This is a genomic window from Thermophilibacter gallinarum, assembly GCF_014982725.1.
GTDB lineage: Bacteria > Actinomycetota > Coriobacteriia > Coriobacteriales > Atopobiaceae > Thermophilibacter > Thermophilibacter gallinarum.
The window spans coordinates 476044-499904 of record NZ_JADCJZ010000002.1 but is presented as its reverse complement, the minus strand read 5'-3'; the positions used below and the strand labels follow the sequence as shown (position 1 = coordinate 499904).

23 protein-coding genes are annotated in these 23861 nt (G+C 68.3%); 21 read left to right on the top strand and 2 right to left on the bottom strand.

Annotated elements, in window-relative coordinates; translation table 11 throughout:
- The first annotated feature begins 140 nt into the window (after nucleotides 1-140).
- The 15 genes from rplM to INF26_RS06135 all read left to right on the top strand — a co-directional run bounded on the left by rplM (nucleotide 141) and on the right by INF26_RS06135 (nucleotide 15544).
- Complete coding sequence (rplM, locus tag INF26_RS06205) at nucleotides 141-581, top strand: 50S ribosomal protein L13 (protein WP_193529942.1); 441 nt, start codon at nucleotides 141-143, stop codon at nucleotides 579-581.
- 2 nt (nucleotides 582-583) lie between these two features.
- A complete protein-coding gene (gene rpsI / locus INF26_RS06200) occupies nucleotides 584-979 on the top strand; it encodes a 30S ribosomal protein S9 (RefSeq protein ID WP_075577179.1) in 396 nt (131 codons plus the stop codon).
- A gap of 455 nt (nucleotides 980-1434) precedes the next feature.
- Nucleotides 1435-2772 (top strand): phosphoglucosamine mutase, encoded by a 1338-nt coding sequence (glmM, locus tag INF26_RS06195; protein ID WP_193529941.1) that lies wholly within the window; start codon nucleotides 1435-1437, stop codon nucleotides 2770-2772.
- A 66-nt stretch (nucleotides 2773-2838) separates the two neighbouring features.
- A complete protein-coding gene (gene glmS, locus INF26_RS06190) occupies nucleotides 2839-4689 on the top strand; it encodes a glutamine--fructose-6-phosphate transaminase (isomerizing) (protein WP_193529940.1) in 1851 nt (616 codons plus the stop codon).
- Nucleotides 4690-4691: 2 nt separating this feature from the next.
- Nucleotides 4692-5231: a holo-ACP synthase gene (gene acpS, locus INF26_RS06185; protein WP_193529939.1), complete on the top strand. Its 540-nt coding sequence runs from the start codon at nucleotides 4692-4694 to the stop codon at nucleotides 5229-5231.
- Between the two features lie 49 nt (nucleotides 5232-5280).
- Nucleotides 5281-6894, top strand: a complete 1614-nt coding sequence (locus INF26_RS06180; RefSeq protein WP_193529937.1) for an NAD(P)H-hydrate dehydratase — start codon at nucleotides 5281-5283, stop codon at nucleotides 6892-6894.
- Nucleotides 6895-6924: 30 nt separating this feature from the next.
- A complete protein-coding gene (gene alr, locus INF26_RS06175) occupies nucleotides 6925-8085 on the top strand; it encodes an alanine racemase (RefSeq protein ID WP_193529936.1) in 1161 nt (386 codons plus the stop codon).
- Between the two features lie 46 nt (nucleotides 8086-8131).
- Nucleotides 8132-8746: a uracil-DNA glycosylase gene (locus INF26_RS06170; RefSeq protein WP_193529934.1), complete on the top strand. Its 615-nt coding sequence runs from the start codon at nucleotides 8132-8134 to the stop codon at nucleotides 8744-8746.
- Entirely contained in the window at nucleotides 8743-9222 is a 480-nt protein-coding gene (tsaE, locus tag INF26_RS06165; RefSeq protein ID WP_193529932.1) for a tRNA (adenosine(37)-N6)-threonylcarbamoyltransferase complex ATPase subunit type 1 TsaE, read from the top strand. Before INF26_RS06170 ends, tsaE begins: the two co-directional genes overlap by 4 nt.
- Nucleotides 9223-9415: 193 nt before the next feature.
- On the top strand, nucleotides 9416-9814 hold the full coding sequence (locus INF26_RS06160) for a Fur family transcriptional regulator (RefSeq protein ID WP_193529930.1): 399 nt from the start codon (nucleotides 9416-9418) through the stop codon (nucleotides 9812-9814).
- 75 nt (nucleotides 9815-9889) lie between these two features.
- A complete protein-coding gene (locus INF26_RS06155) occupies nucleotides 9890-10477 on the top strand; it encodes a rubredoxin-like domain-containing protein (RefSeq protein WP_193529928.1) in 588 nt (195 codons plus the stop codon).
- Nucleotides 10477-10941, top strand: a complete 465-nt coding sequence (locus INF26_RS06150) for a DUF3783 domain-containing protein (protein WP_193529927.1) — start codon at nucleotides 10477-10479, stop codon at nucleotides 10939-10941. Before INF26_RS06155 ends, INF26_RS06150 begins: the two co-directional genes overlap by 1 nt.
- A 339-nt stretch (nucleotides 10942-11280) precedes the next feature.
- Entirely contained in the window at nucleotides 11281-13707 is a 2427-nt protein-coding gene (tsaD, locus tag INF26_RS06145; RefSeq protein WP_193529925.1) for a tRNA (adenosine(37)-N6)-threonylcarbamoyltransferase complex transferase subunit TsaD, read from the top strand.
- A gap of 140 nt (nucleotides 13708-13847) precedes the next feature.
- Nucleotides 13848-15017, top strand: coding sequence for an ATP-binding protein (locus INF26_RS06140; protein ID WP_193529923.1), 1170 nt, complete (start codon nucleotides 13848-13850; stop codon nucleotides 15015-15017).
- 8 nt (nucleotides 15018-15025) lie between these two features.
- Nucleotides 15026-15544, top strand: a complete 519-nt coding sequence (locus INF26_RS06135) for a methylated-DNA--[protein]-cysteine S-methyltransferase (protein WP_226371905.1) — start codon at nucleotides 15026-15028, stop codon at nucleotides 15542-15544.
- A gap of 109 nt (nucleotides 15545-15653) precedes the next feature.
- On the opposite strand, the gene INF26_RS06130 is transcribed toward INF26_RS06135, so the two are convergent.
- The gene (locus INF26_RS06130; RefSeq protein ID WP_193529921.1) at nucleotides 15654-16940 is read right to left on the bottom strand and encodes an L-cysteine desulfidase family protein; all 1287 of its coding nucleotides are present in this window, start codon (nucleotides 16938-16940) and stop codon (nucleotides 15654-15656) included.
- Between the two features lie 225 nt (nucleotides 16941-17165).
- On the opposite strand from INF26_RS06130, the gene INF26_RS06125 reads away from it, so the two are divergent.
- The 6 genes from INF26_RS06125 to INF26_RS06100 all read left to right on the top strand — a co-directional run bounded on the left by INF26_RS06125 (nucleotide 17166) and on the right by INF26_RS06100 (nucleotide 22950).
- A complete protein-coding gene (locus INF26_RS06125; protein WP_193529919.1) occupies nucleotides 17166-18098 on the top strand; it encodes a transporter substrate-binding domain-containing protein in 933 nt (310 codons plus the stop codon).
- A gap of 112 nt (nucleotides 18099-18210) precedes the next feature.
- On the top strand, nucleotides 18211-19371 hold the full coding sequence (locus INF26_RS06120; protein ID WP_193529917.1) for an amino acid ABC transporter permease: 1161 nt from the start codon (nucleotides 18211-18213) through the stop codon (nucleotides 19369-19371).
- Between the two features lie 3 nt (nucleotides 19372-19374).
- A complete protein-coding gene (locus INF26_RS06115) occupies nucleotides 19375-20139 on the top strand; it encodes an amino acid ABC transporter ATP-binding protein (RefSeq protein WP_269747152.1) in 765 nt (254 codons plus the stop codon).
- A gap of 72 nt (nucleotides 20140-20211) precedes the next feature.
- Entirely contained in the window at nucleotides 20212-20571 is a 360-nt protein-coding gene (locus INF26_RS08655) for a transposase (protein ID WP_408647516.1), read from the top strand.
- Nucleotides 20507-20971 (top strand): LolA-like protein, encoded by a 465-nt coding sequence (locus tag INF26_RS06105; RefSeq protein WP_193529913.1) that lies wholly within the window; start codon nucleotides 20507-20509, stop codon nucleotides 20969-20971. Before INF26_RS08655 ends, INF26_RS06105 begins: the two co-directional genes overlap by 65 nt.
- A 50-nt stretch (nucleotides 20972-21021) precedes the next feature.
- Entirely contained in the window at nucleotides 21022-22950 is a 1929-nt protein-coding gene (locus tag INF26_RS06100; protein ID WP_193529911.1) for an NAD(+) synthase, read from the top strand.
- Here the strand turns inward: INF26_RS06100 and INF26_RS06095 are convergent, their stop codons facing one another.
- Nucleotides 22951-23742, bottom strand: coding sequence for a hypothetical protein (locus tag INF26_RS06095; RefSeq protein ID WP_193529910.1), 792 nt, complete (start codon nucleotides 23740-23742; stop codon nucleotides 22951-22953).
- Nucleotides 23743-23861: the final 119 nt, after the last annotated feature.

Here is a 23861-nt window from a genome sequence, read left to right as displayed (position 1 = left end):
TGTACGGAAAAATCACAGGCGGGACGGGGCGTCGTTGCGCTATACTCTTACAGCTTTTCCACAGAGCCCCGTAATCTCTGACAAAAAGCACGGCGGTTTGTCCAGAAGCCGCCACCAAGCAGGTACGTAGGAGGAGTCAAGTGAAGAAGTCGACTCAGTTCGCCAAGAACGGCGAAGTCGAGCGCAAGTGGGTGCTCATCGACGCCGAGGGCGCGACGCTCGGCCGTCTGGCCACCACCGCCGCCATGATCCTGCGCGGCAAGAACAAGCCGCAGTACACCCCCAACGCCGACACCGGCGACTTCGTCGTCGTCATCAACGCCGACAAGGTCGTCCTCACGGGCGTCAAGGCCGATCACAAGCAGTACTGGCGCTACTCCGGCTATCTCGGCGGCCTCAAGCTCGAGAGCTTCCGCGAGGCCATGGAGAAGCACCCCGAGCGCGTCGTCGAGCACGCCATCAAGGGCATGCTCCCCAAGACCACCCTCGGCCGCAAGCAGGGCATGAAGCTCAAGGTCTACGCCGGCCCCGAGCACCCGCACACGGCCCAGAACCCCGTCAAGATTGATTGGAGGGCCTAACGATGGCTGAGAACACCGTTGTCTACACCGGCACCGGCCGCCGCAAGGAGGCCGTCGCCCGCGTCCGTCTCGTCCCCGGCACCGGCAAGGTCGTCGTGAACGGCCGCGAGGCCATCCAGTACTTCGGCCGCCAGCAGCTCGTCGACAACGCGCTCGCCCCGCTGCGCCTCACCGAGACCGCCGAGCGCTTTGACGTGCTCGCCAACCTCGATGGCGGCGGCATCAACGGCCAGTCCGGCGCCCTGCGCCTGGGCATCGCCCGCGCCCTCCTCGACGCCGGCGAGTACCGTGAGGACCTCAAGAAGGCCGGCTTCCTCACCCGTGACGCCCGCGCCGTCGAGCGCAAGAAGTACGGCCTCAAGAAGGCCCGCAAGCGCCCGCAGTTCTCCAAGCGCTAAGGCTTCTTCGCATATGCTCTTTCGGGCCCGTCGAGTTCTTCTCGGCGGGCCCTTCTCTATGTGGGGGAGGACTGTCCGGAAAAGTGGGGGATTCTCCGGTTGGGCGTGAGCGGCGTCCTGAAAACGGCGCCCTTCTCCGCCTGGGCGAGAAGGGCTTCTGGGAATCGGCGGGGTTCTCCGGCCAAACGTCCTTCTCGTCCCAGAATTGGCGGGGTTCCCCGTGACGCGGGCCATTCGAACGGAGAACCTCGCGCTTTCTGGGACGAGAAGTGCCGTCAGGCGGAGAAGGTCGGCGATTCCGGGACACGTTCTTCTCGCCAAGCGAGAAGCCCGGCGATTCCGGGACGTCGCCCGGGGGCGGACGCCGGCCCCAGGACTGTCGAGTTTCTGAGCACCCGGCCCAGATGTGCCACAATGGGTGGGTCTTTTTGAGTAGACCACTTGGAGGGCCCGACATGAAGTACTTCGGCACCGACGGATTCCGCGGCGAGGCCAACAACACCCTGACCGTGGACCACGCGTTCAAGATCGGTCGCTACGTGGGCTGGTACTACGGTGCGCGCCAGGAGCGCAAGGCGCGCGTGGTCGTGGGCAAGGACACGCGCCGCTCCAGCTACATGTTCGAGAACGCCCTGGTCGCCGGACTCGTCGCCTCCGGCGCCGACGCCTACCTCCTGCACGTCATCCCCACCCCGGGCGTGGCGTACGAGACCGTCGACGGCCGCTTCGACTGCGGCATCATCATCTCCGCGAGCCACAACCCCTACACCGACAACGGCATCAAGCTCGTCAACGGCGAGGGCTACAAGATGGACGAGGACGTCCTCGAGCTCATCGAGGCCTACATCGACGGCGAGGTCGAGGTCCCGCTGGCGACCGGTGACGCCATCGGCTGCACCGTGGACTACATGCAGGGCCGCAACCGCTACATCGCGCACCTCATCGCGAGCGCGAACTTCTCGCTCCAGGGCGTGAAGATCGGCCTGGACTGCGCCAACGGCGCCGCGTCCTCCGTCGCGAAGCCCGTCTTCGACGCCCTCGGCGCGGACGTGCGCGTGATCAACAACGCCCCCGACGGCTTCAACATCAACGTGGACTGCGGCTCCACCCACATCGACCGCCTGCGCCGCCACGTGGTCGAGCAGGGCCTGGACGTGGGCTTTGCCTACGACGGCGACGCCGACCGGTGCCTCGCCGTGGACGAGCGCGGTAACGTGGTCGACGGCGACCTGATCCTCTACGTCTGCGGCGTCTACCTGAACAAGCACGGCCGTCTCACCGCCGGCACCGTGGTCCCCACCGTCATGAGCAACTACGGCCTGTTCAAGGCCCTCGACGAGGCGCACCTCTCCTACGAGACCACCGCGGTGGGCGACCGCTTCGTCTACGCCTGCATGCGCGAGAAGGGCTACAGCCTGGGCGGCGAGCAGTCCGGCCACATCATCTTCGGCGACATCGAGTGCACCGGCGACGGCATCATGACGTCCCTGCGCCTCATGGAGGTCATCCGCGCCGAGCGCGAGACGCTCTCCCAGCTCTGCGCCCCGGTGAAGCTCTACCCGCAGGAGCTCGTGAACGTCCGCGTGAAGGACAAGGACGCCGCGATGGGGGACGCCGCCGTGCTGGGCTCCGTCAAGCGGGCCGAGGAGTTTCTCGCCGGCCAGGGCCGCGTGCTCGTGCGCGCCTCCGGCACCGAGCCGCTCGTGCGCGTGCTGGCCGAGGCGCCCACCGAGGAGCTCTGCAAGCAGGCGAACGGCATCGTGCTCGAGGCGCTGGAGTCCCATCGCGCGTAGGCGCGCGGGAGCCGGGCGCGGACCGAACCCACGGGCGGCGCTGCCGTCCCGTCCAGAGGAGGCACCATGTGCGGAATCGTAGGTTACACCGGCAGGGACCAGGCCGTGGGCTACCTGATCGAGGGCCTGCGGACGCTCGAGTACCGCGGCTATGACTCTGCCGGGGTCGAGGTCGTCGGCGCGGACGGAGAGCTGCATGGCGTGAAGTGCGCCGGGCGTGTTGCCGCGCTCGCCGAGCGCTGCGAGACGGCCAACCTCGTGGGCACCACGGGCATCGCGCACACGCGCTGGGCCACGCACGGTGCGCCCACCGACAAGAACTCCCACCCCCACCGGGACTGCTCGGGCCGCATCGCGATCGTCCACAACGGCATCATCGAGAACTTCCGCGAGCTTCGCGGCTACCTGCAGAAGAACGGGCACACGCTCGTCTCCGATACGGACTCTGAGGTCGTCGCCCACCTCATCGAGGACGCCTGGGCCGGCCCGTGCAGGGGCGACCTGGTGGCGGCCGTGCGCAACGCCGTGCGTCGGCTCGAGGGCTCCTGGGCCCTCGCCGTGGTCTGCGCCGACGCCCCGGGCGAGATCGTCTGCGCCCGCAACGGCTCGCCGCTCGTCGTGGCGGCGACCGAGGGCGGCGCCTATGCCGCCTCCGACGTCACGCCGCTCGCGAGCGTGACCTCGCACGTCATCCAGCTCGAGAACGGCCAGCTCGCGCGCCTGGAGGCCGCGGGCCGCGTCACGGTCTACGACGAGGAGGGGACGGTCGTCGAGTCCCCCTCGACGCTGGACATCGACTGGGACGCCTCCGCCGCCACCCTCGGCGGCTACTCGGACTTCATGGCCAAGGAGATCGCCGAGCAGCCCGAGGCCATCGAGCGCCTGCTCGCCGGGCGCCTGGGCGAGAAGGGCATCCATCTCGACGAGCTCTCCATGAGCGAGAAGGACCTCGCCTCGATCGACCTCGTCTACCTCATCGCCTGCGGCACGTCCTACCACGTGAGCCTCATCGCCCGCACGCTGATCCAGACCTGGGCGAAGGTGCCCGTCATCTGCGACTACGCCTCCGAGTTCAACTACGAGCAGGACGTCATCGTGACGCCCAACACGCTCTGCGTGATCATCACCCAGTCCGGAGAGACCGCCGACACGCTCACCGCTGCCCGCCGCATGAGGGGGATGGGCTGCAAGGTCTTCGCGATCACCAACGTGCTCGGCTCCACCGCCGCCCGCGAGTCGGACGGCACGCTCTACGTCCAGGCGGGCCCGGAGGTCTGCGTGGCCTCCACCAAGGCCTACACCGCGCAGATGGTGGCGAGCGCGCTTCTCGCCCTGCGGCTCGCGCAGGCGAGGGGCGAGATGGACGCCGCCGAGGTCGAGCGTCACTATCGCGACCTCTGCGCGATCCCGGACCTCATCCGCGAGGTCATCTCCCGCTCCTGGCAGGACAAGCGCGCCGCGGCGGTCTTCCGCCGTGCCCACTCGGCGCTCTTCCTCGGTCGCGGCGTCAACTCGACGACGGCCTACGAGGGCGCGCTCAAGCTCAAGGAGATCAGCTACCTGCATGCCGAGGCCTACCCGGCGGGCGAGATGAAGCACGGGCCGATCGCGCTTCTCGAGCCGGGCTTCCCGGTGGTGGCGATCGTCCCCGAGGACCGGGTGCACGACAAGACCGTCTCCAACATCCAGGAGGTCATCGCCCGCGGGGCCGTCTGCGTGGCCGTGGCGACCGATGGGGACGAGGCCGTGGCGTCGCTCGTCGAGCACGTGCTGTGGATCCCGCCCGTCTCCGACGAGCTGCTCGTGCCCATCGTGGCCGTCGTCCACCTGCAGATGCTGGCCCGCGCCGTGGCGCGCGCCCGCGGCTGCGACGTGGACAAGCCGCGCAACCTGGCCAAGTCCGTCACGGTGGAGTAGCCATGGCAACTGCTGGAATCGGCGTGGACATGCTGGAGATCGACCGCATGGAGCGCGTGCTCGCGCGGCGCCCCAACTTCGCGCGGCGCGTCTTCACCGACGAGGAGCGGGCCTACTGCGAGCGGACCGCGCGTCCGGCCGAGCACTACGCCGCCCGCTTCGCGGCGCGCGAGGCCGTGGTCAAGGCGCTGGGGACCGGCTTCGCGGACGGCGTCGGGTTCCGCGACGTGTCCGTCGGCCGCGACGAGTCGGGCCGGCCGCGCGCGCTGCTGAGCGGTCGCGCGGCGGAGGTCGCCCGCGAGAAGGGCATCCGCGAGATCGCCCTCTCCATATCGCACACCCACGACGTCGCGGTCGCAAACGCCATCGCGGTGACCGACGACGTCCGCCCCGCGCCCGACGCCCGCCGCGACGCGGAGCGCGCCCTCGCCAACTCGTTCAAGGAGGCGCGCGCCGTGCTCGACGAGCTCGAGCGCGTGCAGGATGCGGAGCTCGACGACCTTGAGGTCAGGGCGGCGGGGTCGCCCCGGCAGGACTCTTGAGTATGATGGGTGACGACTAGGTTCGCCGTCGCCCCCTGGAGGTGCGGATATGCAGCCAGTGCTGAACATTGACGACGTGAAGCGCGTCGAGGTGGCCCTGACCCGCGAGGGCGTGAGCGTTTCCGAGCTCATGCACCGGGCCGGGCTCGCCGCCGCCCAGGAGGTGCTCGAGCTGGGCGAGATGGACAACGTCGTCGTCCTCGCCGGCATGGGCAACAACGGTGGCGACGGATGGGTCGCCGCCGAGGCGCTGCGCGCCCAGGGCGCCAACGTGACCGTGGTGTCCCCCGTCGAGCCCGACGCGCTCCCCGGGGACCTCCCGCGCCAGGTGGCGCAGAGCGCGGTGCGCGCCGGAGCCTCGGTGCTGGTGGGGCCGTCCCGCGACGAGCTCGACGACCTTCTCGCCACGGCGGACGTCGCACTCGACTGCATGCTCGGCACCGGCTTCCACGGTGAGGTCAGGGCCCCGTTCGACATCTGGATCGAGTGCCTCAACGCGAGCACTGCCCGCGTGGTCTCCGTCGACGTGCCGAGCGGCCTGTCCGCCCAGACCGGCCTCGCCGCCGAGGCGTGCGTCGTCGCTGACATGACGGTGACGATGCTGGCGCTCAAGCCCGGCCTGCTGACCGACGACGGGCGGGACGTGTGCGGCGCCATCGTCGTGGCTCCGCTCGCCGAGCAGACCGACCGGCTCGTGGTCGACGAGGATCCCGTCGCCTGGAGGACGGACCTCGCGGACTACCTCGAGGCGCTGCTTCCGCGCACGTCTGCCGTCGACAAGTTCAGCCGCGGCTCCGTGCTCGTCGTGGGCGGCTCGCGGCGCTACCCGGGCGCCGCGATCATGGCCGCCCTCGCCGCCGCCCGCATGGGCGCCGGCTACGTGACGCTGGCGACCCCCGCCTCCGCGGCGGCGGTCGCCCAGGCGCACCTGCTGGAGATACCCGTGGTGCCGCTCCCGGAGGACGCCGACGGGACCCTGACCGCCGACGCGCGCGACGTGGTCTGCAAGCTCGCCGAGCGCTCCTCCGCGGTCCTGGTGGGCCCGGGGCTCCGCGTGAGCGGCGGCACCTGCGCCGTCGTCTCGGCACTTCTCGGCATGGACGTCCCGCTGGTGGTGGATGCCGACGGCCTCAACTGCCTCGCGCGCCTGACCAACGGCGCGCTCCCCCAGTACCCCGAGATCATCCGCCGATCCGCCCCGCTCGTCATCACCCCGCATCGGGGCGAGCTGGCGCGCCTGGTGGGCCGTCCGGCGGGCGGGGTCTCCTCCCTCTCGGACCAGCTCGACGCTGCGCGCGACATCGTCTGGGCGGACGGGGGCTCCGAGCTCGTCGTCGTGGGCAAGGGCACCGCGACCTGCTGCGTGAGCGTGGAGCGGGCCGTGCTCCCCAAGCCGGGTCCGGCCGCGCTCGCCACGGCGGGGTCGGGTGACGTGCTGGCGGGCATGATGGCGTCCGCGATAGCCCAGCGCTCCGAGGCCGACGTCGATCCCGCGCTGCTGGCCGCCTACGTCTGCGAGGTGCACGCCTACGCCGGAACGCTTGCCGCCGAGCGCCGGGGCTCGCGCGCGGTGATGGCGAGTGACATCATAGACGTGGTCGGCGTCGCCTCGGACGCCGTCGACGCGCACGTCGCCTATCCCGACGGACCGGCGGGGGAGTAACGCGGCCGCAGGCCGCAGGAAGGTGGAGTCGTGGAGAGGGTTCAGGGACCCGAGAGCCGCTGGGCGTGGGTCGAGGTCAACCTTGCGGCGCTGAGGAGGAACACGTCGGCGTTCAGGCGCCTCTTGGGCCGCGGCGTCGAGATGATGTGCGTGGTCAAGGCCGACGCCTACGGCCACGGTGCCGTTCCGTGCATCAAGACCATGCACGCCGCCGGGGCCAGCCAGTTCGCCGTCGCCACCGTGAGGGAGGGCGTCGCCCTGCGCGAGGCGGGGATCGAGTGGCCCATCCTCATCCTCTCCGAGCCCCCGGCGACCTGCGTCCAGACGCTCGTCGAGCACGACCTCATGCCCGCCGTGTACACCTCCGAGTTCGCGCTCGCCCTCGGCGAGGCCGCCGCCTCGGCCGGTCGCGTGGCGCGCTATCACCTCGCCGTGGACACGGGCATGACCAGGATCGGCGTCCGTCGCGCCGACGCCGTCGAGCTGCGCCGCACGATCGACTTCCACCGCGGCCTCGAGTGCGCGGGCACCTTCACGCACTTCGCGACCGCCGACGTGCCCGACGACTGGGACTTCGCCCTGCAGCTCAACCGCTTCCGCGAGACGGTCGAGGCGCTGCGCGGCGCCGGCCTGGACACGGGGCTCGTGCACTGCGACAACACCCCGGGCACCATCCTGCACCCCGAGTGCCACTTCGACATGTGCCGCGTCGGCGTGGGGCTCTACGGCCTGCACCCCGCCGACACCACGCACGGGTGCATCGACCTCGAGCCGGTCATGAGCGTGCGCGGTCGCGTGGTGCGCGTCATCTACCCCAACGTCGGGGACGGCGTGGGCTACGGCCTCACCTGGCGGGTCCCCCGCCGCAACATCCAGGTCGCCACGGTTCCCATCGGCTATGCGGACGGCCTTGCCCGCGAGCTCTCCAACCAGATGGACGTGCTGGTCGGTGGCGTGCGCTGCCGCCAGGTGGGCAACATCTGCATGGACCAGTTCATGTTCGCCGTGGACGTCAACGGCGCCCGCTCCTATCGTCCCACGCGCCCCGTCGAGTACGGCGACGTGGTGACCCTGATCGGTGCGGACGACGACGAGCGCATCACGGCCGAGGAGATGGCGGGGCTGAGAAACACCATCAACTACGAGGTAGTCTGCGACTTTGGGATGCGTCTTGAGAAGATCTACACCTAGCCGCGCCGGCGGCAGGACCGCCGCCGAGAGAAGGGGGCTCGACCTCATGTCCGTCATGCGCATTCCGGGCCACGAGCACCAGGGGCCGCGCGAGGTCTCGCTTCAGGAGATCCGCGACCTCATGGGCAACTGCCAGCTCTGCCCGCTGGGCGCCACGCGCACGAACCTGGTCTTCGGCGTGGGCAACCCCCACGCGCGGGTGATGTTCATCGGCGAGGGCCCCGGCCGCAACGAGGACCTGCAGGGCGAGCCCTTCGTCGGTGCTGCCGGACACAAGCTGGACGCACTTCTCGGCTGCGCCGGCCTCACGCGAGACGAGATCTACATCGCAAACGTGGTCAAGTGCCGACCGCCCGGAAACCGCAACCCCAAGCCCGAGGAGATCGAGGCGTGCGCCCCGTTCCTGCGTGAGCAGATCCGCTCCATCTGGCCCGACGTCATCGTGTGCCTGGGCAACTTCGCGTCGCAGTTCGTGTTGAGGACGAACGCGGGCGTGACGTCGCTGCGCGGCCGCCTTCATCAGACGGGCCACTTCGTGGTGTGCCCGACGTTCCACCCGGCCGCCTGCATCTACCACTCCGAGTGGCAGCCGCTGCTCGAGGACGACCTGAGGATGGTGGGCGCCTGGCTCGCCGAGCATCCGGCAGAGGAGGCGCGATGAGCGAGAAGAGCTTCCGGACCGCGTCGCGCGAGGAGACCATCGCGCTGGGCGAGCGCCTGGGGGAGGCCCTGCGCTCAGGCGACGTGCTCGTCCTGACCGGGGACCTCGGCGCCGGCAAGACCCAGCTCACCAAGGGCATCGCCGCGGGCATGGGCGTGGCGGGTGACGTCACGAGCCCCACGTTCACGATCGAGATGGTCTACGAGGGGGCGGAGATGCCGCTCTGCCACTTCGACCTCTACCGGCTCGACGACCCCGAGCAGCTGGAGGACACGGGCATCTTCGACGTGCTCGGCGCCGACGGCGTCTGCGTCATCGAGTGGGGCGAGCAGTTCGCCGACGAGATCGGCGACGCGCGCGTGGACGTCTTCGTGACGCGCCTGGATGACGAGGCCGAGCCTGGGGAGGAGCCCCCGCGCGAGGTCCGGCTGGTCGCGCACGACGCGCGCGGCGAGGAGCTGCTCTCTGCGCTGTGACGCGGCGGGCGGTGGTCCTTCTCGCCCCCTGGCGAGGCTCCGGCGCTGACGTTGCTGACGACTTTTGCGCCTTGTGGCCATGATTCGGCGCCAGCGGAACGCACAACCCGTTACCAAAGCCGTCGGGAATTATCTTTTTGAGATTTAGTCTCAATATGCTATCCTTCTCGTAGGCCGAGAAGGGAGGCGGGACATGCCGACGAGAAACACCGTCCAGCGCCAGATCATCGCAGAGGGGCTGCGGCGCCTCGCCAACCATCCCACCGCCGACGAGGTCTACGAGGCCGTCCGCGAGGAGCATCCCGGCATCGGCCGTGCGACCGTCTATCGCACGCTGAGCCTGCTCGCCGACGAGGGCCAGATCGGGCGCGTGCGCATCAACAACGGGGCGGACCGCTTCGACCACCGCGCGTTCGAGCACTACCACGTGCGCTGCACCCACTGCGGCCGCGTGGACGACGTCATGGTTCCCGTTCTCGACGGCGTCGACGAGGCGGCGGCCGGGGCGTCGGGCTATCGCATAACCGGTCACACGCTGCAGTTCGATGGCGTGTGTCCCGCGTGCCAGGCATGCGAGGCATCTTCGGCCTAGGCGGGAGCCTGGCCGTGTGCATAGGAGAGGGGCGGGGCCGCGGCTCCGCCACCGAAACAACAAGGAGGTTTCACGATGGACAAGTGGGTCTGCAAGGTCTGCGGTTACATCTACGAGGGCGCCGAGCCGCCGGCGGAGTGCCCGGTCTGCCACGCTCCGGCCAGCCAGTTCGAGAAGGTCGAGGGTGAGCTCAAGCTCGCCGCCGAGCACGAGTACGGCATCTACGCCAAGACCGTCAAGGACAACCCCGACATCTCCGACGAGGACAAGGCCTACATCCTCGAGCAGCTCAAGGCCAACTTCACCGGCGAGTGCTCCGAGGTCGGCATGTACCTCTGCATGGCCCGCATCGCCCACCGCGAGGGCTACCCCGAGATCGGCCTCTACTGGGAGAAGGCCGCCTACGAGGAGGCCGAGCACGCCTCCAAGTTCGCCGAGCTGCTCGGCGAGGAGCTCGAGCCCAACATGAAGGCTGACACCAAGTCCAACCTCGCCTGGCGCGTCGACTGCGAGTTCGGTGCCACGCAGGGCAAGGTCGAGCTCGCCACCTGCGCCAAGAAGAACAACCTCGACGCCATCCACGACACCGTCCACGAGATGGCGCGCGACGAGGCACGTCACGGCAAGGCTCTCAAGGGCCTGCTCGAGCGCTACTTCGGCTAATGGCTGGCAGGCCTAGGAAGAAGGCCGCTGGATCCGCCGGATCGAAGAAGGTCAAGCCCTCGGGGCCCGTGCCGTGCGCGGTGCTCTGGGGGCTTGACCCCTCTTCCGAGAAGGGCGCGGCGGTCCGGGCGGTGCTGAAGGATATGGGCGTGGTGGCGCGCACGGCCGGGTATGAGCGGCTGGGCGACGCCGCGGGCGCGTTCGCCCGGCTGCCGGGGTTCCGATCGGCGCCCGTGCCGTATGCGGGTCCGGAGCCGGCGGTGGGGGAGTTCGTGCTGCTCTGCGGTCTCTCCGATGCGCAGGTGAACGAGTTTCTCGCCCGCTCGCGCGAGGCCGGCTGCGTCGTGGGCCCCAAGGCCCTGCTCACCAAAACCAACCGCGCGTGGCCGCTCGTGCGGCTGATGGACGCTGTTGCCGCCGAGCACGCCCAGATGGGCGGCGGGGGCGACTCCGGGGCAGACTGAGGCGGCGCCCGGAAGGGCAAGAGGCAGAAATAACGCCCCGCTGTGTCACTATTTGCCTCATGTGAGTGGCATGAGCGCGAGCCTCTCCTTACCCTTGCCTTTGTGAGGTCGGTTTACCTGTGGGTTCTTGCTTTGCCGGTTGCCCTTGGGCCATTGCTTGCGATGCAGTCGCACTCACGCGAGGCAAATAGTGACACAGGGGAGGCGGAATTCTGCCTCGGGGCACCAATCCTCTCGGCACTCGCTCGACGAGGGTTCGCCCGTCGCCCGGCTGGGGGCGCCGGCAGCGCGATTTGACTACACTAGACGGGTTGAGAACCCGAGCGAGAAGAGCTGCGAATGGCCGAGAAGATCATCCTTGCGCTGGACACGTCCACGGACATGCTGGCCTGCGCCGTCGGGCGCGTGGGCGCGGACGGCGCCGTGACGGTGCTGGCAGCGCGCGACCACATGTGCCGACGCCAGGCCAACGTGGAGCTCGTGACCACGGCGCAGGGGACGCTCGCCGACGTCGGCCTTGCGATGGGCGACCTCGACGCCGTGCTCGTGGGGCGCGGCCCCGGCTCGTTCACGGGTGTGCGCATCGGCATCGCCACGGCCAAGGGCCTCGCGTGCGGCGCGGGGCTTCCGCTCTACGGCACCTCGGCGCTCGACGCGATGGCGTGGTCGGCGTATGCCGCCGGTGCGCGCGGCACGCTCGCGGTCGCCGGAGACGCCATGCGCGGCGAGGTCTACCCCGGCATCTACGAGCTCGACGAAGCCGGTGCGCACCGCACCTTCCCGGCCGAGACCGTTCTCAAGGCCGACGCCTGCGTGACCGAATGGGCGGGGCGCGCCGACGCGGCCGAGCTCACGCTTACGGGCAACGGCCTGGCTAAGTATCGTGCGCGCTTTGAGGCCGCGGGCCTCGCGTCCTTCTCGCCCGAGGAGGCGTGGTATCCCACCGGCGAGGGGCTGATTCGCGCGGCCGTGGAGGCCGGCGTTTTTGACGAGCAGCCCGGCGATCCGGCGCTGGTCCTGCCCATCTACACCCGCCTCTCGGACGCCGAGGAGGCCGAGCGCACGCGCCTTGGCCTCAAGAAGCCGGCGTCCGTGGAGCTCACCGGCGTGGACGACGCGCTCGCGGGCATCCACCTGCAGCTGCGCCCCATGACGGTGAACGACACCGCTGCCGTGGCCGCGCTCGAGGCGGCCGTCTATGAGGGCGCGGCGCACACGCCGTGGACCGAGAGGATGTTCTACGAGGAGCTCTCCCAGCCCGGCCGTAGCTGGTGGGTCGCGCACGACCAGGGGACCGTCATCGGATTTGCGGGCGGCGTGCTCGCGGGGGCGGACTTCGAGGTCGAGGAGGTCGTCGTGGACGCGGCGCGTCGGCGCGAGGGCATCGCTACGCGCCTCGTCGCCCGCGTTGCCTACGACGCGCAGATGCTCGGCGCCCAGACGATCTCCCTTGAGGTGGACGAGAAGAACGAGCCTGCCCGCGCCCTCTATGGGGCGCTCGGCCTCGCGGAGGAGGGCCGCCGACCGGGCTACTACGGCACCGGCCACGACGCCCTCATCCTGCGCGCCCCGCTGCCGCTCGCGGCGGACGCCGTGATCGCGACCGGCCGCCCGGAGCCCGCGCCCTCCATCCGCCCGTGGCCGATCGTGCCCGGCGAGCGCACGACCGAGGCGCGCGCCGCGCTGGCGGCCGCCGGCCCGCTCATCCTTACGATCGAGTCCTCCTGCGACGAGACCGCCATGGCCGTGACGGATAGCTGCGGTGTGGTCTGCGCGAGCGTCGTGGCCACGCAGATCGACTTCCACGCGCGCTTCGGCGGCGTGGTGCCCGAGATCGCCTCCCGCAAGCACACCGAGGCCATCGTCGGCGTCTTCGAGGAGACGCTCGCCCGCGCCGGCGAGCACTTCGGCGTGGACACGCTCGCGCCTGCGGATCTCGCGGCCGTGGGCGTCACGGCGGGGCCGGGTCTGGTGGGCGCGCTCGTGGTGGGCGTCGCCTTCGCGAAGGGCCTCTGCGCGGCCGCCGACCTGCCGCTCATTGCCGTGCATCACCTCGAGGGCCACCTCATGGCCAACCTCTTCGAGACCCCGGGCCTTGAGCCGCCCTTCGTGGCGAGCATCGTCTCCGGTGGCAACACCATGCTCGTCCACGTGCGCGCCTGGGGCGACTACGTCCTTCTCGGCGCCACGATCGACGACGCGGTGGGCGAGGCCTTTGACAAGGTGGCCAAGGCGCTCGGCCTGGGCTATCCCGGCGGCCCCGTGATCTCAAAGCTCTCGGCGCAGGGCAACCCCAAGGCCATCCACTTCCCGCGCGCGATGATGCACAGCGGGGACTACAGCTTCAGCCTCTCCGGCCTCAAGACGGCCGTCATCACCTACATCGAGGGCGAGAACCGTGCCGGGCGTCCCATCAACCTGCCCGACCTGGCGGCGAGCTTCGAGGCCGCGGTCATCGACGTGCAGGTGGCCAAGGCCGTGACCGCGGTGGAGGAGACCGGCGTCTCCGACTTCTGCGTCGGCGGCGGCGTGGCGGCCAACCCGGGCCTGCGCGCGGCGTACAAGAAGGCGCTCGAGAAGCGCAGCGTGCGCGTGACCGTGCCGCCCATGCGCGCCTGCGGCGACAACGCGGCGATGATCGGCATCGCGGCCCTGAGGAGCTACAACGCCGGGTCCTTCTCGCCCCTCACGCTGGACGCCGACCCCAACGCCGCCCTCGGCACCTGGGCCACCCCCAACGCCCCGGTTCCTCCCACCTGGGAGTGATTCAAAAGGGGACAGACCCCTTTTGAATCATTTTGCGGAGCGGCTGACAGAGGGACTGCTTTCTGTCAAGTTGGCGCACTCTCATAGTGCGATATAATTCAAATACCGCACTATGAGAGTGCAAAAAATGGGAGGTGCTCATGGACCAACTCTACGAGTACATGCTCCGACGGCTCGCTCAGACCCCGGGCTTATTCCATCGCTACGTCTACGACTCCATCAACTGGGATAACCGCATGTTCGGTCTGGTGGGTCCGCGCGGCGTGGGCAAGACGACGCTCTTCCTGCAGCGCATCAAGGAGGCGCACTCGGCGCAGGACGCACTTTACGTCTCTGCGGACCACCTGTACTTCTCCACCCATTCCCTCTATGAGGTGGCGGAGCGCCTCTATCGGGACGGCGGGACGCACCTCTTTATCGACGAGGTTCACAAGTATCCCGGTTGGTCGCGCGAGCTCAAGATGATGTATGACTCGCTGCCGGGTCTGCGCGTGTACTTTACGGGATCCTCCGTTCTGGACATCGAGCGGGGCGATGCCGACCTCAGCCGCCGAGCGCCAAAGTACGAGATGCAGGGGCTCTCGTTCAGGGAGTATCTTGCGATAAGCCATGGAATAGAGGTGGCCGCGCGTCCGCTTGACGACATCCTTGCTGGCGACACGGGGCTGCCGGGCGTCGAGCACCCGCTGCCGCTCTTCCGTGACTACTTGCGGTGCGGCTACTACCCCTTTGGCTCGGACGTTGACTTTGACCTCGAGCTCTCTCAGGTCATTACGAGGACGCTCGAGACGGACATCCCCCAGTACGCCAACATGACCGCGGCGACGGGCAGAAAGCTCAAGAAGCTCATGGCCGTCGTGAGCACGCTTGCCCCGTTCAAGCCCAACATGACGAGCCTGGGCAGTCAGATTCAGGCGAGTAGGAACAACGTGGAGGACTACCTGCTCTACATGGAGAAGGCTGGGATGGTGGCGCAGCTCCGCACGGGTGCCGGCGGTCTCGGCGCGCTCGGAAAGCCGGAGAAGGTCTATCTGGACAACACCAATATCCTCTACAACCTAAGCGATGGTCGCGAGGACATCGGCAGCGTGCGGGAGACCTTCTTCTTCAACCAGATGCGCGTCAATCATCTGGTCACGGCGTCAAAGATTTCTGACTTCCAGATTGGGGATCTCACGTTCGAGGTAGGTGGCAAATCAAAGACCGCCGATCAGCTCAGGGGAGCCGAGAAGGGTTATGTGGTAAAGGATGACATCGAGTTTGGTCATGGCAACGTCGTCCCGCTCTGGGCCTTTGGGTTGAACTATTAGGAGTCCGTATGCATGCCTGCGACTACGAATCCCCGCTGGGAAAGATGCTGCTCGCGGCCGACGACGGTGGCCTGATGGGCGCGTGGTTCTACGGGCAGCGCTACTTTGCGCGCGGGATGGAGGGCGCCGAGAAGGACACGGAGACGGGCGAGCCCGCCGACTCGCCCGTTCTTCTCGCCGCCCGTTGCTGGCTGGACGCGTACTTCGCAGGAGGGCGTCCGAGCGTGGCCGACGTCCCGCTGGCGCCGCGCGGCACCGCGTTCCAGCGTCGCGTGTGGGGTGCGCTTCTCGCCATCCCGTACGGGGAGACGCGCGCGTACGGCGAGCTCGCAGCTGAGCTGGGGTCGTCGCCGCGTGCCGTCGGCGCCGCCGTGGGCAGGAACCCCATCAGCGTGATCGTCCCGTGCCATCGCGTCCTGGGCGCGGGCGGCTCCCTCACCGGCTACGCCGGCGGCCTCGAGCGCAAGCGTGCACTGCTCGAGCTGGAGCAGACTGCCAGCCAAAACTCCATCCCAAGGCGCCGATAACGCCACCCGCGGTTTGCCAACAAGGTACGCCGCGAGTTCTTCTCCGCGTCAAAGACGCGGAGAAGCTGTCTGAGCGCCGGACCTTGTCGGCAAACCGCTCGTCGGAGGGTTAGCACGCGCCGGTGCCGCACATGAGCTCGATGATCGTGCGGTCCGTCTCGCGCATGCCCTGCGCCGCGAGCACGCCCACGTTGCGGATCGTGTTCTCCACGCCCTTGACCACGATGCCGTCGCCGCCGTAGAACTGCTTGCCCTGGCGCTGCATCTGCATGCCCAGAAGGCCGGCCTCAACCGCGCTCGCGATCTTGGCGGCGCAGCTCGCCTTGGCGCCGTCGCAGACCATGCCGGAGTCGATGGCGATGGCGTTGACCACGGTGTGCGAGATCTCGTCCGCGCGCCCGCCGTAGAGGTAGGTGATGCCGGCGGCCGCTCCCGCGCCCGCGCTCGTGGCGCCGCAGTAGGCGGAGAGCCGGCCGATGCCGGTCTTGAGGTGGATGGTCACCAGGTTGGAAACCACAAGCGCGCGGAGCAGCTCGTCATGGGAGACGCCCAGCTCCTGGGCGTAGACGATGACGGGAACGCTGGCCGTGAGGCCCTGGTTGCCGCTGCCGGAGTTGATGACCACGGGCAGCTCGCAGCCGCCCATGCGCGCGTCGGAGCCGGCGGCAGCCCACGCCTTTGCGCGGTTGGCCACGCCGTCGCCGTAGGCGGAGAGCAGCACGCTGCCGATGTTGGCGCCCCAGCTGCCGTGGAGACCCTCCTGCGCGATGGCGGTGTTGCAGGCGATTTGACGGCCCAGCACCTGCTTGACGTCCTCGAGGTTCACCTCGTCCGCAAAGGCGACGATCCTCTCGATGGAGAGGCAGCCGCGGTCCGTCCCGGCGTCCTTCTCGCCCGCCTCCTCCTCGAAGGGCATGTCGAGAAGGACCTCGCCGTCGCGCTCCACATGGATGACGTTGGTGTGCGCGCCGGCGATCTCGCAGAACGCCTCGTGGCCGTCGCCCGAGACGCGCACCTGGATGTCGAAGATCCACGGGCGCTCGCTCGGCGCCACGGTGACCTCGTGCGTGGCAAGGTAGTCGCGCATCTCGGAGATCTGCTCGCCGGTCACGGCGGCCAGGACCTCGAGCTTGGCGTCCGCGGCGCCCGCAACCACGCCCGCCGCCGCGGCGGCCTCGATGCCGCGCGCGCCGCCCGTGTTGGGCACGACGACGCTCTTCACGTTCTTGATGATGTTGGCGGAGGCGGCAACCTCCACGCGCTCGGGCAGCGCCCCGAGCGTCTGGCGCGCGAGCGCGGCGCAGTAGGCCACGGCGATGGGCTCGGTGCACCCCATCGCGCAGACGAGCTCCTCCTCGAGGATGGCGACGTAGGCGTCGTAGGTCTCCTGGTCCATGCGTTCTCCTTGCGGCGGTAGGTGAGACAAAGGGGACAGGTTCATTTGTCTCACCCGTTACGGCGGTGTTTCCCACGATGGTATCAGCTCGTGGTTCTTCTCGTCCCGGGGTATTCTGCCCACGTGCGCGTAACTTTCTCGCATTAGGTTGCAAGGGGGAGGGGAATGGGTCCCCTCCGGTTGCGTCGCGCGGAAGGGGATTACCACAAAGGGAAAGGAACCACCATGAAGGCCACCCCGCACGTTCTTGTATCTGACAGAGTCTCTCGCCGCGACTTCCTGAAGCTCTCGAGCCTCGTGGCGGGCATGGGGGGCGTGATGGTCCTTTCCGGCTGCGGTCCCGCCGCGCAGGAGAGCGCCGACGACGCCGCGGATGCGGCCGACGAGCCCGCGGCCGACGCCGCCGGGGCGACCCTCGGCGACGGCAAGACCCTGCGCGTCGGCATGGAGGCAGCCTACGCCCCGTACAACTGGCAGGTCTCCGAGGAGTCGGACACCACCATCCCCATCGAGAACGTCGAGGGTGCCTATGCCGACGGCTACGACGTGCAGGTCGCCAAGCGCATCGCCGAGGAGCTTGGCATGGAGCCCGTGGCCGTGAAGATGGAGTTCGGCGCGCTCGTCGACTCCCTGAGCAACGGTACCATCGACATCATCTGTGCCGGCATGTCCGTCACCCCGGAGCGCGCCGAGTCCGCCGACTTCACCGACTCCTACATCGACGACGAGGTCATCATCGTCGTGAAGAAGGACGGCCCCTACGCCGGCGCCACCAAGCTCTCCGACTTCTCCGGTGCCTCCGTCCTCGGCCAGAAGGACACCTTCTACGACGACCTCATCGAGGAGATCCCCGACGTCAACCACCTCACGCCCGTCGCCACGGTGCCGCTGGTGGTGGACGCCATCGAGAACGGCACCTGCGACGCCATCACGTTCTCCTCGATGTCGCTGCCCAACCTGCTCGAGAACTATCCCGATCTCATGAAGGTCGAGCTCGAGGAGGGCGAGGGCTTCTCCGACCCGAGCAACCCGGACAACGCGGCCATCGCCAAGGGCAACGACGAGATGCTCGACCGCCTGAACGAGATCATCGCCGGCATCTCCGAGGAGGAGCGCCTCGAGATGTGGCAGGACTGCATGGACCGTCAGCCGGCGTAATTCAAAAGGGGACAGTCCCCTTTTGAATCATTTTCGATTCGAGCGGGGCGGGGGCCATGGCCCCCGTCCCGTTCACGGCGAGAAGAACCGTGAGAACCGCAAGGAGTCCTGAATGTCAAAACTGCGTGACTTCGTGACGCGCGACCACCGCTACGTGCTGCTGGGCACGAGCGTCGTGGCGTTTCTCGGCATGCTGCTCTCGAGCTCGCCGCGCCCGGAGCTCTCCTTCCTGGCGCGCGCCTTCACCGTCGAGCTGGTGATGTACTACGTCCTGGCCGCGTGGCTCGTGCTCTCGGCCGTGGCGCTGCTCTTCAAGCTCACGCACTGGCAGAACTACGCGGAGACGGCGCCGTTCACCAAGCCGGCCGCGGCCCGTGCGCTGCGCGTGGGCTCCTACGTGATCTGGGCGATAGCCGCGGTCCTTCTCGTTGATCGCTGGGCCATGGGCCTGGCGAGTGCCTGGCAGGTGGCCGCCGCCGCGGACAAGATGCCCGACGACATGCTCGCCCAGGTGCTCTACATGTTCCAGCAGGGCCGCGACACCTACATCACCGGTATCGTCACCACCATCGAGCTGGCCGTCTTCGGCACGCTGATCGCGTTCTTCCTGGCGCTGCTGCTGGTCTTCGCGCGCATCATGCAGATCGACCGCTCCGACAACGACTGTGTGCGCTTCTTCAAGAAGATCGGCGTGTGGTTTGCCAAGCTCTACAGCACCGTGGTGCGCGGCACGCCGATGCTCGTGCAGGGCGTCATCATCTACTACGCCGGCTTCGCCGTGGTGAGCGGCTTCGGCCTCAGCGTCACCGAGACCAACGCCATCTGGTCGCGCTTCATCGCCGGCCTCGTGGTGGTCTCGCTCAACTCCACCGCCTACATGATGGAGGTGCTGCGCGGCGGCATCGAGTCGGTGGACAAGGGCCAGATGGAGGCGGCGCGCTCGCTCGGCCTCTCGCAGTGGCAGGCTATGGTGCGGGTCGTCTTCCCGCAGGGCATCAAGTTCGCCATCCCCGGTCTCTCCAACGAGCTCGTCATCAACATCAAGGACTCGTCGGTGCTCTCGGTCATCGGTGTGTTCGACCTGGCCTTCGCCGCTTCCACCGTGGCGGGCATCTACTACAAGCAGCTCAACGCCTATCTCGTGGCGGCCGTGTTCTACCTGATCATGACCGCGATCGCGTCGTGGCTGCTCGGCAAGTTCGCGCACCGCTTCAACGTCAAGGCCGAGACCATGGGCAGCACGTCCGACCAGCCCGTGAAGGTGGAGGAGTAATCCATGAGCGAGAAGAACGTCAGCTCCGCCGCCGAGCCGATGGTCCGCATCGAGGGCCTGCGCAAGAGCTTCGGCGACCTGGAGGTCCTGCGCGATATCAACCTCGACGTCATGCCCGGCCAGGTGGTCACGATCATCGGCGCCTCGGGCTCGGGCAAGTCGACGCTCTTGCGCTGCATCAACCTGCTCGAGACGCCCGACGCCGGGCACGTCTGGTTCCACGGCGCCGACCTCGCGGCAGAGCACGTGGACGTGAACCGAGTGCGCGAGAAAATCGGAATGGTGTTCCAGGGCTTCAACCTGTTCAACAACATGAACGTGCTCGACAACTGCACGCTCGCGCCCGTGACCCTCAAGAAGATGGGCAAGGCCGAGGCCGAGGAGGTCGCGCTGCGCCACCTCGAGTCGGTAGGCCTCGCCGACTTCGCCCGCGCGGACGTCAACAACCTCTCCGGCGGCCAGAAGCAGCGCGTCGCCATCGCCCGTGCCCTCTGCATGCAGCCCGACCTCATGCTCTTCGACGAGCCCACCTCCGCGCTCGACCCCGAGATCGTGGGCGAGGTCCTCGAGGTCATGCGGCGTCTCGCCGCCGATGGCATGACGATGGTCGTGGTCACGCACGAGATGGCCTTCGCGCGCAACGTCTCCGACGAGGTCGTCTTCATGGACAAGGGCGTCATCGCCGAGAAGGGCGCGCCCGAGAAGCTCTTCTCGTTACCCGAGCACCCCAGGACCCGCGAGTTCCTCTCCCGCTACCTCGAGGGGTAGCGTGCAAAGGGGACGGGCACTTTTGCACGCTGACCAGAGGCTTGAAGGGGTATAACATCTCTCATCAACAAGATGGGAGGAGAAGCTATGCCAAGATTGCCAAGACGTGTTGCAAAATCTGGCTTTTACCACGTAGTTCTCTACGCAAACGGTCGGCAGAACCTCTTCGAGGAAGATGCCGACCGTTTGGCGTTTCTTGACATGCTCGTGACAGTTTCGCGCAAGTTTGGCGTCAGCATAGTGGCATGGTGTCTCATGGCAAACCACGTCCATCTGCTTGTCGAAGAGCCGGGTGGCCGTCTGAGCGATCTAATGCACTCCCTTGCCACCCGTTATGCCCAGCGCTTCAACAGACGTGGGGGGTCATGTGGGACATGTGTTTCAGGGGCGGTTCTACAGCAGTCCCGTCGAGGGCGAACCCTATCTTCTTGAGGCTATGCGCTACATCCACAACAACCCGGCAAAGGCCGGCGTCTGTGCGGCAGAGGACTATCCGTGGAGCAGCTATCACGAGTACGTCGGCACGCCTGAGTACGCCGACACCGGACTGTTGCTCGAGATGCTCGGAAGTCGCGAGGCGTTCGTCAGGTTCTCGGGTTCTTCCGAGCGCGTCCGCTACCGTCCGCCGGCACGACCAAGGCTCGCCGACTCTGCGGCGGAGGAGGTCGCGCGCGAAGTTTTGGGACCGTTGCCGGTATCAGAGCTTAAGGGCCAAGAGAAGGCCCGGCGCAATGCGCTACTCTGTGAGTTGCGGGAGGCGGGGCTTTCCGTGAGGCAGATTGAGAGGCTCACGGGCATTGGCCGCGGCACCATCACGAGGGCAACGGTGTAGCGTGCAAAAGTGACTGTCCCTTTTGCACGCTTTGCACGGAGGAGGCAGAGATGAGGGACGGGTTCGTCAAGGTCGCGGCGGTGACGCCGGAGGTGCGCGTCGCGGACGTCGTCTTCAACGTGGACGCGTGCGTGGCGGCGGCGAGCCGCGCCTGCACCGAGGACGGCGCCTCGGTCGTGGTGCTGCCCGAGCTCGCCATCACGGGCTACACCTGCGAGGACCTCTTCTGGCAGGACGCCCTGCTCGACGCTGCCGAGCGCGGCCTGGCGGACTTTGCCGCGCGCACCGAGGACCTCGACGCGCTCCTGCTGGTGGGCGTGCCTGTGCGCGTGAACGCCAAGCTCTACAACTGCTGCGCCGCCGTCTCGTCCGGCACGATCCTCGGCGTGGTCCCCAAGCGCCACATCCCCACCTACAACGAGTTCTACGAGGGACGTCACTTCGTCCCCGGCACGGTCGACGTCGTGCCCATAGACGTGGCGGGCCAGCTCGACGTCCCCTTCGGCATGAGTCAGCTCTTCGCCTGCGAGGAGCTCCCCGAGCTCATGGTCGCCGCGGAGATCTGCGAGGACCTCTGGGTCCCGGAGCCCCCGTCGATCCGCCATGCGCAGGCCGGCGCCACGCTCGTCTGCAACCTCAGCGCCTCCAACGCCCTCGTCGGCAAGGCGGACTACCGCCGCGAGCTGGTGCGAGGCCAGAGCGCCCGCCTCGTCTGCGGCTACGTCTACGCCAGTGCCGGCACGGGCGAGTCAACGCAGGACCTCGTCTTCTCGGGTCACGACCTCGTGGCCGAGAACGGCCGTATGCTCGCGGAGGGCGTCCCCTTCGGCGATGGCCGAGCGCTCAGCGAGGTCGACGTGCGCCAGCTCGCCGCCGAGCGTCGCCGCATGTCCACGTTCCAGACCGTCGCCAACGCCGCGCAGCTTGACTACCACGTGAGCCGCTTCACGCTCGACGTGCACCATGTGCACCTCACGCGCTGGGTCGACCCGCACCCCTTCGTGCCGTCCGACGCCGCGCGCCGCGCGGAGCGCTGCGAGGACGTCTTCTCGATCCAGGCCCACGGCCTCGCCAAGCGCCTCGCGCACACGCACTCGAGCCGCGCGGTCATCGGCCTCTCGGGCGGCCTGGACTCCACGCTCGCCCTGCTCGTGACCGTGCGCGCCTTCGACCTGCTGGGGCTTCCGCGCGACGGCGTCATCGCGGTGACCATGCCCGGCTTCGGCACCACGGACCGTACCTACAACAACGCCTGCGAGCTCGCCCGCGCCGTGGGCGCCGAGCTGCGCGAGATCGGCATCGCCGCCTCCGTGCGCCAGCACTTCGCCGACATCGACCACGACGAGTCCGTCCACGACGTCACCTACGAGAACGCCCAGGCCCGCGAGCGCACGCAGATCCTCATGGACGTGGCCAACCAGGAGGGCGGCCTCGTCATCGGCACGGGCGACCTCTCCGAGCTGGCGCTGGGCTGGGCCACCTACAACGGCGACCACATGTCCATGTACGCCGTCAACGCGAGCGTGCCCAAGACGCTTGTGCGCCACCTCGTGCGCTACGTGGCCGACACCTGCGGAGACGCGGGCGAGAAGGACGTCCTTCTCGACGTCCTGGACACACCGGTCTCCCCGGAGCTCCTTCCCGCTACGGGCGACGGCCAGATCGCGCAGCGCACCGAGGACCTCGTCGGCCCCTACGAGCTGCATGACTTCTTCCTCTACGAGGTGCTGCGCCACGGCGCCGGCCCGCGCAAGGTCTTCCGACTGGCGCGCCACGCGCTGGGCGGGGCCTACGACGACGAGACGATCCTCTCCTGGCTCAAGGTCTTCTACCGCCGCTACTTCGCGCAGCAGTTCAAGCGCAGCTGCCTGCCCGACGGCCCCAAGGTGGGCTCGGCGGCGGTGAGCCCCCGTGGCGACCTGCGCATGCCCTCCGACGCCTGCTCGACCCTCTGGCTCGCCGAGCTGGAGGAGCTGTAGCTAGGCGGTGAAGGCGTAGGTGACCTCGCCGGCGTCGAAGGTGGCGAGAATCGCATAGCGATAGTCGGGCTCGGCGGTGAACGTGAGGCCTGCGACCTCGACCTTCTCGCCCTCGACGTCGAGCGCGTCCTCGCTCCAGCGCATGACCTCAATCCCCGTGGCCTCCACGTCAAAGCTCGTCGTGACCTCCGTGGGCCCCTCGAGCGTGGCGTCTGGGAGCTCGTCGGAGGCGTAGTCGGTCGGCGCGAGCGTGTCCACGGCAACGGTCCGCTCCTCGCCGTCCTGCTCGTACGTCCACATGTAGCCGCAGGTCGTCGGGCTGAGCGTGACGACGGCCAGCTCCGTCGTGTACTCGAGCGAGGCTAGCGGCGGCTCGGACGGGTCCTTGGGCTGCCAGATCTGCGCCACCAGCTCGTCGTACTTCTCGGCGTCCGCGGAGGTTCCCTCCTCGATCACCTCAACGCCCGTGATTCCCGGGTACTGCGCGGGGTAGCTCTCCAGCATGATGCCGTTGCCGGTCACGCGCACGATGTTGCCGGCCGCGAGCTCGGGTGCGTCTGATGGCAGGTTGGTGGGGTAGTAGGGGGCCCCGGTGTCCTGGTCCACGAAGAGGACCTCGCCGTCGCCGAACGTGACGACCATCGCCGTGCTCACGAACTCGTCCATCGCGGCCTCCTCCTCGGCGGCTGGCTCCTCCGGGACTTTCGCGACCTGCCCGGACGCGCACCCAGCAAAGGCGAGAAGTGCGATCAGGGCGAGAAGTGCGCCGCGCGCGAGCGTCGTTTGCTTCATGGGCTGCTCCTCTGTCGGTTGTGCCCATGCTATCAGAGTGCGCGCCAATCGCCGTGCGCGCCCGCGCCTCAGAAAATCTAAGTGCGAGTTGGAAGATTTTTTCTAGCGAGGTGGTATAA

Bases quoted from the DNA above. Each gene is read 5' to 3' on its own strand.
- glmM (WP_193529941.1), top strand. From the start codon at position 1,435: ATGAAGTACTTCGGCACCGACGGATTCCGCGGCGAGGCCAACAACACC.
- acpS (WP_193529939.1), top strand. From the start codon at position 4,692: ATGGCAACTGCTGGAATCGGCGTGGACATGCTGGAGATCGACCGCATG.
- INF26_RS06140 (WP_193529923.1), top strand. From the start codon at position 13,848: ATGGACCAACTCTACGAGTACATGCTCCGACGGCTCGCTCAGACCCCG.
- tsaE (WP_193529932.1), top strand. From the start codon at position 8,743: ATGAGCGAGAAGAGCTTCCGGACCGCGTCGCGCGAGGAGACCATCGCG.
- INF26_RS06170 (WP_193529934.1), top strand. From the start codon at position 8,132: ATGTCCGTCATGCGCATTCCGGGCCACGAGCACCAGGGGCCGCGCGAG.
- INF26_RS06150 (WP_193529927.1), top strand. From the start codon at position 10,477: ATGGCTGGCAGGCCTAGGAAGAAGGCCGCTGGATCCGCCGGATCGAAG.
- INF26_RS06130 (WP_193529921.1), bottom strand. From the start codon at position 16,940: ATGGACCAGGAGACCTACGACGCCTACGTCGCCATCCTCGAGGAGGAG.
- INF26_RS08655 (WP_408647516.1), top strand. From the start codon at position 20,212: ATGGGAGGAGAAGCTATGCCAAGATTGCCAAGACGTGTTGCAAAATCT.
- INF26_RS06115 (WP_269747152.1), top strand. From the start codon at position 19,375: ATGAGCGAGAAGAACGTCAGCTCCGCCGCCGAGCCGATGGTCCGCATC.
- glmS (WP_193529940.1), top strand. From the start codon at position 2,839: ATGTGCGGAATCGTAGGTTACACCGGCAGGGACCAGGCCGTGGGCTAC.
- rpsI (WP_075577179.1), top strand. From the start codon at position 584: ATGGCTGAGAACACCGTTGTCTACACCGGCACCGGCCGCCGCAAGGAG.
- INF26_RS06095 (WP_193529910.1), bottom strand. From the start codon at position 23,742: ATGAAGCAAACGACGCTCGCGCGCGGCGCACTTCTCGCCCTGATCGCA.
- tsaD (WP_193529925.1), top strand. From the start codon at position 11,281: ATGGCCGAGAAGATCATCCTTGCGCTGGACACGTCCACGGACATGCTG.
- INF26_RS06125 (WP_193529919.1), top strand. From the start codon at position 17,166: ATGAAGGCCACCCCGCACGTTCTTGTATCTGACAGAGTCTCTCGCCGC.
- INF26_RS06155 (WP_193529928.1), top strand. From the start codon at position 9,890: ATGGACAAGTGGGTCTGCAAGGTCTGCGGTTACATCTACGAGGGCGCC.
- INF26_RS06160 (WP_193529930.1), top strand. From the start codon at position 9,416: ATGCCGACGAGAAACACCGTCCAGCGCCAGATCATCGCAGAGGGGCTG.
- INF26_RS06120 (WP_193529917.1), top strand. From the start codon at position 18,211: ATGTCAAAACTGCGTGACTTCGTGACGCGCGACCACCGCTACGTGCTG.
- INF26_RS06135 (WP_226371905.1), top strand. From the start codon at position 15,026: ATGCATGCCTGCGACTACGAATCCCCGCTGGGAAAGATGCTGCTCGCG.
- INF26_RS06180 (WP_193529937.1), top strand. From the start codon at position 5,281: ATGCAGCCAGTGCTGAACATTGACGACGTGAAGCGCGTCGAGGTGGCC.
- INF26_RS06100 (WP_193529911.1), top strand. From the start codon at position 21,022: ATGAGGGACGGGTTCGTCAAGGTCGCGGCGGTGACGCCGGAGGTGCGC.